This is a genomic window from Brasilonema octagenarum UFV-OR1, from assembly GCF_963888615.1.
Taxonomy (GTDB): Bacteria; Cyanobacteriota; Cyanobacteriia; order Cyanobacteriales; family Nostocaceae; genus Brasilonema; species Brasilonema sennae.
Genome location: NZ_CAWPKW010000189.1, coordinates 37,417 through 52,092, shown reverse-complemented (window position 1 = coordinate 52,092; position 14,676 = coordinate 37,417). Strand labels below are relative to the sequence as shown.

The 14,676-nt window shown below is 44.9% G+C and carries 6 protein-coding genes; all 6 read right to left on the bottom strand.

Going from position 1 to position 14,676, the window contains the following annotated elements; translation table 11 throughout:
• Positions 1-3: 3 nt before the first annotated feature.
• The 6 genes from AC5590_RS13470 to AC5590_RS13445 all read right to left on the bottom strand — a co-directional run bounded on the left by AC5590_RS13470 (position 4) and on the right by AC5590_RS13445 (position 14,650).
• A complete protein-coding gene (locus tag AC5590_RS13470) occupies positions 4-1,404 on the bottom strand; it encodes an HlyD family secretion protein (protein WP_169264173.1) in 1,401 nt (466 codons plus the stop codon).
• A 488-nt stretch (positions 1,405-1,892) separates the two neighbouring features.
• On the bottom strand, positions 1,893-2,996 hold the full coding sequence (locus AC5590_RS13465; protein WP_169264172.1) for an acyltransferase domain-containing protein: 1,104 nt from the start codon (positions 2,994-2,996) through the stop codon (positions 1,893-1,895).
• A 498-nt stretch (positions 2,997-3,494) separates the two neighbouring features.
• On the bottom strand, positions 3,495-4,238 hold the full coding sequence (locus AC5590_RS13460; RefSeq protein ID WP_169264171.1) for a thioesterase II family protein: 744 nt from the start codon (positions 4,236-4,238) through the stop codon (positions 3,495-3,497).
• 528 nt (positions 4,239-4,766) lie between these two features.
• Positions 4,767-5,207 carry a lipocalin-like domain-containing protein gene (locus tag AC5590_RS13455; protein ID WP_169264170.1) on the bottom strand — a complete coding sequence of 147 codons (441 nt, stop codon included), beginning with the start codon at positions 5,205-5,207 and terminating at the stop codon, positions 4,767-4,769.
• Positions 5,208-5,229: 22 nt separating this feature from the next.
• Positions 5,230-10,374: a type I polyketide synthase gene (locus AC5590_RS13450; protein WP_169264169.1), complete on the bottom strand. Its 5,145-nt coding sequence runs from the start codon at positions 10,372-10,374 to the stop codon at positions 5,230-5,232.
• Positions 10,367-14,650, bottom strand: coding sequence for a non-ribosomal peptide synthetase (locus tag AC5590_RS13445; protein WP_169264168.1), 4,284 nt, complete (start codon positions 14,648-14,650; stop codon positions 10,367-10,369). The genes AC5590_RS13450 and AC5590_RS13445 overlap by 8 nt, the downstream gene beginning before the upstream one ends.
• Positions 14,651-14,676 lie beyond the last annotated feature (26 nt).

Genomic DNA, 14,676 nt, shown 5'->3' with positions numbered 1-14,676 from the left:
CTTCTACCTTCTGCTTTCTACCTTTACCCTTCCCACTTCGCCCTTCAACAATATTTCCGCATCCGCCGGCATACCAATCTTGGCACAGGCCAGATCTCCCCCTGCGTAGGGATTATCAGGGTTAAAACAGCCAACAGGATTCTCAACATTGATGCGAATACCGACGACTTGTCTCACCCTATCTTTTTGAAAGTAAATATTTTCGGGCGTAAACGAGGCTTGCGGATCAATGGAAATTACTTTGCCATTAAGGGGTTTGTTGGGAGCAGAATCCAGAGCGATTTTCACTGTCTGTCCCAAGCGCACTTTGCCAATATCCCCTTCAGGAATAAAACCTCTAAGATAAACTGTCTTGGGGTCAACCACCGTCATAATCTTGGTTTGGCTGCTGACTACCGCCCCCGGTTCCACACTGCGAGCAGTCACAACTCCATTTAGGGGACTGACGACATTCAAGTCTTTCTTTGAGTCTTTAATCTGGGTGATAATTTGCTGCTTTGATGCTGTGGCATCTTTAACCATCGCGGAGACTGATTTCACTTTCGCCTGAGCAGATTTTAGTTGGGCATAGCTGTGCTGTTTCTTTCTCATGAGCCCTTCTAACTGGGCGTTGCGAATGCTGGGGTTGAAACCTGTCGTTTCTGCTTGGGTCAAACCCCCAACTGCTGCGCTTAACTGCTCGCGAGCGGCATTTACAGCTGCCTGTCGTGCCTCTAGGGTTGCTACTGCTGTATCGAAGGTGGTTTGTGACTGGTCGAATTGCTGTTGATTAATAGCTCCTTCTTTAACCAGTTTGGCGTAGCGCTCGCGATTCATGCCTGCTAGCTTCACTTCTGCCGCCGCCTGCTTTGCTTGTGCCTCTGCCTGTAACAGTTGTGCCCTCGCAGCTGCTACGTTAGATCGAGCCTGGTCAATCCGACCTTGAGCATCGCCTTGCGACTGCTGCAAATTTAGCTGTGCTTCGCGAATTTGGCTTTCGACTTGCTCAATTTCGCGTTGTACTCCCTCTACATCTGAGCGTACCTGCTGTTCATCTGACTGAGCAGAGACTACCCTTGCCTGTGCTCCGCGCAGTTGCTCTTGCAGCAGTTGGTCGTTACTGTCATCCAACCTGATTAACTCTTGCCCCTTCTTCACTGCTGCTCCTTCCCGCACAGCAATTGACTCAATTCTTCCCGAACGCTTCACTCCAATCTCCGTTTCGTAACCCTCAATCCGTCCGCTTACCTTAAGGACATCTGCTACAGGTTGCGGCTGTAAACGCCAGACTGCAAAGCCAACACCGCTTGCAAAAACCAGCATCGGCAACAGCAAAGAAATCGGTTTCTTGCGACGCTGCTGCTTAGAGGGCTGCGCTGGAGCAGGAGTATGACCTTCTGTAGATTTCGGGGCAGTCTGAGTCATAGTATCATTTTACATTGTTATGGACAAGCATCGACACGCTCATTTGACCCTCTTGTCCGTGCAAACGACAGTCGATGAGTTTGCCCCCGTGGGGCTGAATCAAAGTTTTGATTTGGGACATAATTTTATCTCGATATTGTGTTAAAGTACATGGTGTAAAAAAATTTAACGAGTCATCTGGAAAATTAGTATCATGAAACTTTATATATGAATGCTTCCGAACTGACAGGTAAAGCTTCATAATCTGTAGTTATACGGCAATTTAGACATCCTCTTAAACACCTGTTCAAATAGCTTAAGAAGAACTCAGAATACATCCCTATAAATAAATTTAGGGGATTTAAAGTGCGGACGCCTTGTTTCATCGCACCCTCCGGGTTCGCCAGTCACCTGCGGAGGGAGACCCTCCCGCAGTGCTGGACTCACTACGTGTCTTGAAACAATTCTTTTTCTTCTTTCCATAAATAAATTTAGGGGCTTGCATCCTTTTACTTATTCCTATTCTGACTACTGACTTCTGAGTCCTGAGTTCTTTCTTCGGTCACTTCCAAACAGCAGCGAGGGAAGTCTCGGTCGAATACACACCAGTCCACCTCGACACCATGAATATACAACTCACCTAAACTTTGGAGAAGCTGTTGCCAATCAGAGATCCCCTTCCGTAACGAAGCTAGCCAAATTCCCTTGCCTGACGGTAAACATCGACGACCCATCTCTGACAGCATAGGATCTGGACCTATCTCTACAAATATTTCATACCTTTGCTCATGCAAAACTTGTACACCTGCTAAAAATCTGACTGGCTCACGGATATGACGACACCAGTACTCTGCTTGAGCAACCTCTTTTCCAGTCACCAGCTTCCCAGTCAAGCTGGAAATCAGACCAATATTCGGAGATGAATAATTTACCTTGATTGCAGTTTGGGCCAAAATTTTGGCTGCTATTTGCTCAAAAATATCCAGTATTGGCTCCATCAAGGGAGAGTGAAAAGCGTGTGATACCTTCAACCGTCGAGTTTCGATTCCCTCTGCTTCTAATGCTAATACTACTGACTGTACCGCTTCGCGCCTACCCGAAATCACAATATTCTCTGGGCTGTTAATTGCAGAAATTGAAACCTGTCCGTTATAAGCAGCTACAGCGGTTGCTACCTGTGCCTCGGATGCAAATACTGCCACCATTTGGCCACTTTGAGGCAAAGTCTGCATCAGTCGCCCTCGTTGGGCTATCAGCTTCAGCCCATCTTCCAAGCTGAAAACTCCAGCGATGCAAGCTGCTACATACTCTCCAACGCTGTGACCCATGACTACAGCAGGTTCTATTCCCCATGAACGCCATAACTGAGCTAGGGCATACTCTAAGGCAAATAAAGCTGGCTGAGTATAAGCAGTCTCATCTAGGGGTGAGGTGACTCCTGGATCTGGATAGATTACCGATAAAAGCGGCTGTTTCAATTCAGGGTACAGCAGTTCGTCACAGAGATCTAAAGCTTGACGAAATATCGGTTGGGTTTCATAGAGTTGGCGTCCCATGCCGATGTACTGGGAACCTTGACCAGTGAATAAAAAAGCGACTTTAGTTTTACTCATATAATTTGCTACTTTACAATGAATATATGAAGTCTTTTAGCAAGTGCATCATCTGCGAAATTGCTGTCCCAACGTCCTATTCTCTCGTTGCCCATTTTCATTGATTTAAGACAATAATGAATAAAACTAAGTTTAAGATCTTTATAGATAAGTAGGTGGGTGGAGAAATTTGTCGTTATGGCAAGGCAGAGGGCAGAGGGCAGAAGGGAAGAGGGTTTTGATTAATTTTACTTTTCTTTACATACTTCCGTTTTTTCATGCCTACTTACTTACACCCTAGTTTTCCTATTGGGACTTAGACAAAAAGTAGCCAGAAAATAACCTCAAATGTATATATAGAGGGAATTTGACATCGTTTTACCTAGTTTGTTGATATATTTGGGTTTCAGGCATTTTTGAGCCTTTGGTGTATTTCCCTTGTCCTGCATGGGTTTGGGGCTTATTTCTGCTTCAAAAATGTTTAAGTCCCGCTATCAGCTTTTTGTTAATGTTTAAGTTTTAAAGCTCTTGAGAAATAGCTTGAAGTAAAAGCGGCTGTGCTGTGTTGATGAAAAAGTGGTCGCCAGAAAACATTTTTATTGAGAAAGAAGCATTCGTATGTTCGCGCCATGCTTTAAGGTCATCAAGGCTAGTTTCCGGGTCCTGCAAGCCACCGAACACAGTAATTGGGAGTTCTAAGGCTGGTTTAGTAGTGTAAACATAGGCTTCATCAAGCATTAAATCTGCCCGCAGGATGGGAATAAACAACTGCATCATTTCAGGGTTTTCCAGAATTTCCTTAGGCGTACCATTAAGACGGTGCAGTTCCTGCAAAAACGCTGATTCTGGCAAAGCGTGCATGGGTGATAGATCGGGAATATGAGGTGCTTGGCGAGCAGATACAAATAAGCGAACTGGAGTTTTACCATACTCTCTACGGAGAAAGTGAGCGAGTTCAAAGCAGATCAGTGCACCCAAGCTGTGACCAAAAAAGGCGAATGGCTTGTCCAAGTATGGAAGAAGAGCTTGAGCGCATGCTTGAACGAGGGGAACAACTTGAGTGAAAGGAGCCTCCATCAATCGAGAACCCCGTCCAGGGAGTTCGATAGGACAGACTTCAACCATAATTGGTAAATTATCTTCCCAGGAACGAAAAATTAGAGCGTTGCTGCCTGCATAGGGAAAACAGAATAAACGTAGTTCCGCTTGAGGATTGTACTTGGAAGAAACGATCCAAGGGGTTTTTACGTATGAAAGTGCCATAATACCTCGAAATGGTTGTGTTGCAAAAACTGACTTCGGTCTGGTAAAAGTTCTTAGTGGGACTTAAACATTTTTGAGGCAGAAATAAGCCCCAAACCTATGCAGGACAAGGGAAATACACCAAAGACTCAAAAATGTCTGAAACCCAGATATATCAAGAAACTAGGTAAAACGATGTCAAACTCCCCCTATATATAGATTTGAGGTTATTTTACGGCTACTTTTTATCTAAGTCGCATTAGGGTTGTGTAACTATCACGAGCACGTCTACGTTGCTTGACTCCAAACATCCCTTCAAATAGCGTTATTTTCTGCCTGAGATCATCTACCAGGTTTTTCCAAAAACCAAGTAACTTCGCACTGAATATGTCAGGATATCACTGAGCAGCGATCGCACAAGGGAACAACTTGCAGCCCAATTGTTGGAAGAACTCAGGAACTGGGAGTCGGGACGCAAGCCTGTGAAATTTAAGAAGAAAATGGAGCATTACCTCCAGAAAATGCACTAATGCCAACTCCTCAATTAACCTAACACTGACCGTTTGAGAGACGCTCCCAAACAATATGGGCAACTTGCTGCTTACCGTTCATTGGAAAGGAAGGCGTACTGAACAATAGCCTATTGCCTTTAAATTTAAAAAAGCGTTCTTGGTCTACACCAACTAAGTTAGGATACAGGCTGGCTTCAATGTGATGAATCACTTTGTTAGCCTGGATTTCATACTTACCGCAATAGGCGAGGTAAGTCTGAACTGCTGTTGCCTGTTCCTCTATGCTTACTGCTGCAATATCTTGAGATGTAAACTTGAAGCGGTTGGCTCTCATGAGAGTTGCAGACATATATCCGTCAGAAGTGTAAATGAGGTAGCCAATTGCATCTTTACCGTATGGGTAACTTACCTGCTCATCAGTATCTCTGTATTCACAAGATACTAGTCGCCAAGTTCCTATCAGTTGATTGTTTAGCATAGCACATACCGAAAATTTGCGTTCATTTTTTTTCAGATGCCTCAACTTGATCGAGGCAGAATTTTAACTTTTGTGCCAGAATCTGAACGTGGGGTTCGACTAACATCGTGTAATGATTGCCAGGGACAACATGTAAATCTAGCGGTTTGGTAGAAAGTTGACTCCAATTTCTCCGATTCAGTATGGATTCGCGGACAACTCCACTTAACCCGTCTAATGCTTCACTAGCTTGAAATAGGGTGATGCGGTTTGGGTATATCTGTGGTCTGTAGTTCTGCACTCGTCGTAAGGAGGTTTGAGCACCGGCTTTGTAAATTTGGAAAATATGACGAATCTCAGAAAGATCGGTATTTGGAGACAAAACGCCCGCCATGATGGACTGCTTTAAGACGTGCCTCAATTGCTCATTTAAATCGAGCCTCTGAAGGTTGTCGTTGCTAAGCGTTAACGCCCTATTATAGCGAGCTCCCAGGTAACTGGCAAACCCGGATATCAATGCACAATCCTCATCTAAGGGGAAGTCAGTTATATTGGTAACATCGAGCAAGGCAAGCAGAGCTACTTCATCACCTTGCTTGCATAGCTGATAAGCCATCTCGAAAGCTACACAACCTCCCAGCGACCAACCTCCTAATAAATAAGGACCTTTTGGCTGAAAACTCTTTAAAGCTTCAATGCACTGATCGGCTATCTCTTCAATAGTAATAGAAGAAAGCAGTTCCTTGTTTAGGTCTCGATAATTATCAAGTTCTGGTGGTTGCAGTGTATAAAACGGTTGTTCGTGAGTTAAGTGACGTGCTAAATTGGCATAGATAGAAACATCTAAACCGCCCGGATGTACACAGACAAAAGGTAATTTTGAACCGATAGGTTGAATCTCTACTAGTGGTGACTTGGACAGTAAAACAGAATGCTTAAAGGCTGTTTCTAGTACCGAACTTTCAGCAGCGTTAGAGGTAGAAGGTGTCGCTGTCAGTTGCTCAAGTATCTGTATTGCTAGCTGACCAAAGCTGATATCTTGTAAGAAATTTTCTATGGGCACAGTTATCCCCAGATCGGTTTCGATCCGGTTCTTAAGAACAATTGCCATGAGGGAGTCTAATCCTAAATTTTTGAGAGAGTGTTTTTTATCCAGCGCAGAATCAGACAGTCCCAACACTTTGGCAAGCTGTTTGTCCAGATAAAATTTGAGTAGACGTTGGCGCTCCTGTGACGATGCGTCTAACAGCTCCTTGCGTATTAAGCTCGGTTCGGGTGTATGTAGGGCAGTATATGAAGTAGAGGATTTTTGATCTGCCATAGCAGGGATGGTGGAGTTGTTTGGGTGTGCAACATATACTGGTACCTGAGCCACCAGTATATGTTGTCCCAAAATTTCTGCAACAGAACCAGGTTCAGGAAAAGCTTTAACCTTCTCAAACCCATGAGATAAAAGAGCTTCTTCCCACTGCTTTTCTGAAAGTAGTGGTTTTCCTTGTCGCAGTGGATCGTCAAACCCCTGCCAACTTTCCATCAGCCCCGTGCAAATTTCCAACCAAAAGCTATGGTGCGTGACTTCATTAAGCAGGAGCAAGCCACCAGGAGCAAGGAGAGAGAGAATATGCTCTATGGTCTTTCCTAGGTTACGTGTACCATATAGGACATTGGTGACTACAACCACGTCAAAGCTTTGGTATTCATAACCAAAGTTTTGGGGATTTTGCTCAATGTCTAATAAACCATAGTGAACAAACGGGTATGATTTGAATTTTTCCTTAGCTTGAATCAACAAAAATTTTGAAACATCAGTGAAATGATAAATGGTTTTTTCTGGTGACAGAATTGGCAGCACGGATGCGGTTGTTCCCCCTACTCCAGCCCCGATTTCTAGAATACGTAGGTGCTTATGTAGTGACAGAGCTTTTAACACCGACTCAATAATACTTCTGGTAATACCATTGAAGTAACGAGCTGCAGCCCATTTTTGATAAAAGTTTTCAGCCACGTCGAAAGAACCCCCAGGAAACAGGGTTTCTGAAGGGGCCTGTTTACCTGTTAAGATGTCTGCTAACTGTTGACCACAGTTTTGTAAATGATTGAGTAAGAAGGTATCGTCTGTGAAGAACTTCCTAGCTTCACTCAAAAGAAAATCCACTTGAGAATTGGGCAGGGGGCAATCACAAACATAGATTTCCTCTCCCCGATGCTTCAAGATACCAGTATTTGCCAATTGATGCAGCCATCGGGACAAAAGTTGGCTGTAAGTTGATAAAATCTTGAAGTGATGAATCAAACTGTCTGCAGAATGGCTTTCTCCAGGTTGTTTGTAGGCACCAAGCTGGAAAAGCGCTTCTGTGATATATGCAGTTGCCAAGTGCTCTAAATATTGTCGTTTAGTTGAGTATGTGTGGAGTGCTAAATCTAATGGTCCCTGCTGGCTTTGATAATGACCAGCTGATAATGCAGATTTCCAAAGGTACAAGACGTCTAACTTTTGATCTTGCTGTTTCTCATGAACCTTTTCCAACCAGTAACGGGAGCGCTGCCACGGATAAGTTGGCAGTTGGAAACGGTAACGTGAATAGTCCCGCTCAAAGCCAAACCAATCAACTTTTACCCCCTGTACATATAGCTCTGCCAGACTCTGCAGGATCTGCTGCCAATCCGAATGTCCTTGACGCAAACTAGGTAGCCAAACTCCTACTCCTTCTGGTAAACATTGACGACCCATTCCCAATAAAGTTGGTTTTGGACCTATTTCTATGAAAATTTCACAACCTTGTTGATCAAGAGTTTCCATGCTATCAGCAAATTTCACCGTCTGCAGTATATGACTACACCAGTATTCAGGCGTGGCTATTTCCCTTCTGGCTATCTCCCCACTGAGATTAGAAATGATGTCTATATGTGGGCATGAGTAAGTAATTTTCTTGGTGAACTGCTCAAAAGTCGGCAGAATTGGCTGCATCAGGGGCGAATGGAAAGCATGAGAAACCTTCAAATTTTTTGTCTTGACTCCTTGAGCTTGTAGGGTAGCGATCGCTTCATTGACTGCCTCACGCTTGCCAGAAATCACGATATTTTGTGGCCCGTTAACAGCTGCTATCGCTACATCTTGAACATAGGGTTGAACGGCTGCTAGCACCTGTGCATGGGAGGCAAACACCACTGCCATCTCGCCATCCTGTGGTAAAGACTGCATTAGGCAACTGCGTTCGACGACGAGCTTGAGCGCATCTTCCAAGCTGAACACCCCAGCTACACAAGCAGCGACGTATTCCCCTAAACTGTGACCCATCACGACAGATGGTTTTATACCCCATGACCGCAGCAACTCGACCAAAGCATACTCCAAAGCAAATAGTGCAGGTTGAGTGTACGCTGTCTGATCTAGGAGCGAGGTAACACCCGATTTTGGATAGAGTACTGACAACAGCGACTGCTTCAGAAGAGGTCGTAGTATTATATCACACTTGTCAAGAATATTGCGGAAAGTCGCTTGGGTATCATAAAGTTGACGCCCCATGTTTACGTACTGGGAACCTTGACCTGTGAACAAGAAAGCTATTTTCGGCTGACTCGAACTCAGCACTTGCTGACTGAACACCCCAGATGTTTCTTGACGGGCAGTAAAAGCAGCTAGCCGCTCGCGCATTTTTGCTGGAGACTCAGCCACTACAGCTAGACGGTGGGTAAAATGCGATCGCCCTGTATTTGCCGTAAAACAGAGGTCACCCAGTGATATGGATTGATTCGCCACCAGGTGGCTCTCAAACCGTTGAGCAAGTTCTGTCAAAGCCTTTTCGTTTTTCGCTGACAGGCAAAGAAGATGAACAGGACGCTCTACCTCCACGGGTTTTGGGTTCCGCTTGGGTGCCTCTTCCAGCACGACATGGGCGTTGGTGCCTCCAATTCCAAAGGAGCTGACTCCGGCTCGACAGGGAAATCCATCTGTCTGCCATTGTTTTAGTTTAGTATTGACATAGAAAGGACTGCTTGCGAAATCAATCTGAGGATTAGGCTCTTCAAAATTTATGCTGGGGGGAATAAGCTTGTGTTTGAGTGCTAAGACAGTCTTGATTAATCCTGTCACTCCCGCAGCCGCCTCCAAATGACCAAAGTTGCTTTTGACAGAGCCAAGAGCACAGAAGCCTTTTTTCTCGGTACTAGCTCTAAACACCTGGGTGAGCGCTGCCACCTCAATTGGGTCACCGATGGGAGTTCCCGTACCGTGGGTTTCTACATAAGTAATGGTCTCAGGCTCAACCCCCGCCAGAGCCTGGGCCATTGCAATCACCTCAGCCTGACCATCTAACCCAGGTGCAGTGTACCCAACTTTCAAAGCTCCATCATTATTGATCGCGCAGCCTTTGATCACAGCATGAATGTCATCGCCATCAGCGATCGCATCTGCCAACCGTTTGAGCACGACAACACCAAGCCCGCTGCCAAAAATAGTTCCTTGGGCGCGAGCATCAAATGTTCGGCAATGTCCGTCGGGAGAAAATATACTGCCTTTTTCAGAAAAATAGCCTGCCTTGAGAGGTACCCTGATGGAAACGCCACCCGCCAAAGCCATATCACATTGGTAATTTAGTAAGCTTTGATAAGCTTGACAAATGGCAACTAATGATGTAGAACAAGAAGATTGAACTGTAATACTCGGTCCCTTTAAGTTTAATTTATAGGAAAGGCGGGTTGCCAAGTAATCTTTATCATTCCCAATCACGGTTTGGAGAATGTCGTTTCCGCCTGTCAGGTCAAAGTTTAGATACAGATTGGACAGCAAATAACTGCTCATCACTGTACCAGCGTAAACGCCAATTTTACCATCATAGGTTTCTGAGGTGTAGCCTGCACTTTCTAAAGCTTCCCAAGCACACTCCATGAACAGGCGGTGTTGAGGGTCCATGACAGAAGCTTCCCTGTTGCTAAGACCGAAGAAGGAAGCATCAAACAAATCTACGTCTTCCAGAACCGCTCCTGCTTTAACATAGTTAGGGTGACAGACCATAGCCGGATCGATTCCAGCATCAATAAGTTCTTGCTCAGAGAAAAAGGAAATAGATTCAACCCCGTCTCGCAGATTCTGCCAAAACTCATCCAGATTTTTGGCTCCAGGAAATCGACCACTCATGCCAATGATGGCAATGCTTCCAATTGCATCAAAGTTAACTGCACTATCCATTTTTTCTCTTCTCCATCAGCTGCCTTTGTTGCCTTATGACCTCTTTTTGTTTCAAAGCTCGGTCATGAATTTGCGTATATGATTTCTCAACATTTTCCTGACTTAAGTGCGTAGCCAAAAAGTTGATAGTTGGGTGTTGGAACATTTTCACAATGGCGATGTCTCTTCCCAAAGTCTCTTTGATCTGGCTATGGATCTGAACCATATGAATAGAATTTGCCCCCAACTCAAAGAAGTTGCTATGGATGCCGATTGTCTCAACTTGCAGCACTGCTTGTACAATATCTGCTATGGTGCGCTCCACTTCAGTTTGGGGTGGCGCATCGAGCAAATCAAGCTTTGACTGCACCAGCGTTGGTGCAGGGAGAGCCCGACGATCTACTTTGCCATTTACTGTCAACGGCAAGGTATCAAGAGGTACATAAATCCCAGGTACCATGTAATCTGGTAATTTCCCTTGCAAAAAGCTCCGCAGTTCATCGTCAATGGTAGCCATTGACAGAGTCGCTTTGGGCTGCAACGCTTGTGCGGTTTTTTCAGGATCGATTCCCCCACCTAAAAAGCTGTGCAGCAGAATCTGATTGGAATCTAGCCCAAAGAAATTTTGGATCGCTGCAAAATCCAGAGTGCCCACGGGACAAAGTCCAATTTGGCTAGCCGATGCTGCGCTCATGAGCAACTGGCTCATATAACCTGCTTCCAAAAGACAAAAGTCTCTAGCTAACTCCCCGTACATGGGGGTAATTGCGCTCAGTTGTCCAATTAAAAACAGCGAAAAGGCGGATTTATCGAAAATCGCTTGATTAACCCCAGTGTAAATGCGACGTTCAATTTCAGCCTCAGGAGAAAGTAAGACTAAACGGTGGTCTGCGGGATGGTAATAGTAAATACCTGCTTCCAGTCCTTCAACTCGCCCAGGTTTGATGTAGATGTAAGTTTGCACTGGGTAAAGACTGCCAGCAGATGGATAGCGGTACTTGGGCAACGGGGAACCATTGAGCTTGATTTGTAGCAGACAGTTCAAAAGTTCACTGAGCTGGGTAAGAGAAATTGGGGTATCCAAAAATTGTCGATGGCTTTGGCGTTTCACATAAGTTTCGATCAAAGCCTCGTCAATTTGCGGCTTAATCAACTCGATAGAGAGTCTATTGGGTTCGAGCGATCGCAATCCAGGCTGCTTGAGCATAAATTCCAGTCGCTTGACTGGGTCATTCAACACTCCATCCGTTTGGTGAAGACCGTAAACCGCTGCTGTCTGCTGAGCGGGAGCTGGCTGAGCTTGAGAGCTTGAGAGTGAGTCAGAAACAATATATGCTACCAATTGTTTATTTTCTCGTGTCTCTCCCACCGCCATTACCACGGTATGATTAACTAAGGGATGCTGCTCAAGCATCGCCTCAATCTCGCCTAGCTCAATGCGGTAACCATTGATTTTGACCTGGAAGTCTTCTCGTCCCAGAAACTCTATGTTGCTATCAGGCAGATAACGACCCAAGTCACCTGTCTTGTACAGCCGCTCTCCTGTGCGAGGATGAATAATAAAGCTGCTTTGGGTCTTCAAATCATCTTGCCAGTAACCTTTAGCGAGTCCTATTCCACCAATATAAAGTTGTCCTGGCACCCATACCGGGCAAGGTTCTAGCGCTTTATTTAACACATAAAAGCGCTGGTTGGTCATCGGGCAACCGTAGGGAATACTTTTCCAAGCAGGATCAACTGTGTTAATGGGGTAGAGAATTGACCAGATCGATGCCTCTGTGGCACCTCCTAGACTAACAACTTGTACCTTTCCAAATAAGTTTTGAATTTGACCAGGTAAGGTTAAAGGTAGCCAATCCCCACTTAACATAACCAACCGTAGCGATTTAGGTAGTATTTTCTGACCTTTTGCATACTCTACCAGCATTTGCATCAAAGCTGGTACTGAGTTCCAGATAGTGATTTGATATTCTACCAGCAACTGCATCCAGTAAGATGGATCTCTTGTGGCTGATGCATCAGGAACGATTAGCGTTCCTCCGGCTGCCAAGGTGCCAAAAATGTCATACACAGACAGATCAAAACTGAGAGACGACAGGGCAATGACCCGATCTTCTGGTTGCACATGAAAACGCTGGTTAATATCTAAGATAGTATTAACAGCACCCCGATGGTCAATCATCACTCCTTTTGGCAAACCAGTGGAACCAGAAGTAAAAATGACATAGGCTAAATCTGAAACTTGCTGTACAGGTTCCAGAGGTTCACAGGAGTTAGGGGGTTCTAAGATATCTACTGAGAGACGGAGGACGTTTTCTGGCCATTCTAGAGAAGTGTCTAGCTTCGATTGCGTGATTACCCACTGAACTTTCGTTTGTTTTAAAAGATAAGATAGACGCTCGCTGGGCAGGTCGGGATCGATAGGCACATAAGCGGCTCCAGCGGCGAGGATGCCCAAGGTTGCGACAACTTGCTCCCACCCTTTTTCCATGACAATAGCTACCAGCTGGTTGGGGCAAGCGCCCAATTGTCGCAGTTGATACCCGATATGGCAAGCACGAGTACTTAATTCTTGATAGGTGAGCGTGCGACAGGAAGTAATGACAGCAGCTTGTTCTGGGTGCAAAAGCACTCGCTCAAAAAACAAGGTATGCAATAGGACAGTTTCTAGGACTGGTGTTTCGGTAGCATTAATGGCTGCTATTTGCTTGAACTGTGTTGGTGGTAGCAGTTCTCTTGTCGTTACTTGCCACAGTTCGTGAGAATTGGATAGACGCTCCAAGAAATTGGAGTAAGCAGCAAACATATCATCCAAGAGCCCCGTTGGGAAGAGTTCTTCTACAGCATCCCAGTTGAAAACCAAAGCTCCGTCATGTTCAAAAACCTGATGATCTAGATAAACCTGCGGTGTTTGGCTGACGCTGTAAACAACTTCTCCCAGGCAAGCCATTGATGAAGGTTTTTTACTTGGTGTATCGCGGGTTAAGTCATTATGAACTAGGGTGCTGGTAAAGACAATTGGCATGAGCGCCCCTAAAAACCGCTCTTGAGTGCGAGCTAATTCGCGCAAAACTTGCACGCCACTGAAATAACGATGGTCAAAGTCATCCCAGAGCTGCTTTTGGATGCGCCGCGCTCGCACTTCAAAAGAATCTTGTCCGGAGTTGTCTACTGACAGTAAAGTCAAAGAAGTAAAGTCCCCAGAAATTTGATTTACCTGTGGATGCAGGGGCAGGCGATTGAACAGCGTTAAATTGATGGTAAATTGAGGATTCTTACTCCATACGGTTAAGATTTCGGCAAAAGCAGCTAACAACAGTCCAGAAGGAGTCAAATTCACTTTGCTAGCCCTGTTTTTGAGGCGACCCCATGTATCTGAATCTAGTGTTCCACGACGACTTACAAAACGGGGGTGTTTGACAGTAGTTAAGCTCTTTTCTAGAGGTAGTTCAGGAGACGGTGGTAAGGTGCGAATTCGATGTAACCAATACTCTTGTGAGCGACGGTATAGTTGTGAATCATGTAAGCCAATTTCTGCTAAGACATAATCCCGAAATGAGAGTTCTAAAGCAGGAAAGACAATCTCAGCATTGTGTATAAATTCTACCAGTTCTCTTAGAATTAAGTCTATACTCCAATAGTCTGCCGTCAATAAGTCAAAACTTAAGTGAATTCTGGTTTTATTCTCGTTTAATAAAGACGCTTGAATTTCAAACAGAGGCCACTGGTGAGGGGGTAGCACTTGGTGAGACATTTGCTCACGAATGTGGTTCAACTGGTAAGCAATTATTTCTGGCTCTTTCCCGCACAAGTCTAAACTTTTAATTTTATAAGGAGGCACTTTCTCCAAAATCTGCTGTTGTCCATCTGGTCGCACAATCGTCCGTAGCATATCGTGGCGTTCTATCAGCCACTGCCAAGCTTTTTCAAATCTTTCTAGGTCTAAATCGACAATGTCAATTTCCACATATACGTGAGTTGCTACGTTACTCAGTTCAACAGCACCACTGCGACCAATCCAGTAAGCCTGTTGAACGTCAGTGAGTGGAAAAGGTTGATGCCGTTCGTCTGGATTGGGTACTATTGTGGGTAGCGGTTGGTAATCAGTGCTTAAGTTTTCAGTATTATAAGCATTATGTAGAAATGCCAAAATGTCTGCTTTGCGCTCAGCTATCTGATTACGTAGGGTTGGCGTCAATGTTCCCTTAGGACCATTACAGCAAAGGCGATCGCCATCAGCAGAGAACTTTATATCTAAGTCGCTGAGGTAGGACAAAAACTCTTGAATAGATTTCATAAGTCTATCTACTTATTGTTTATGCG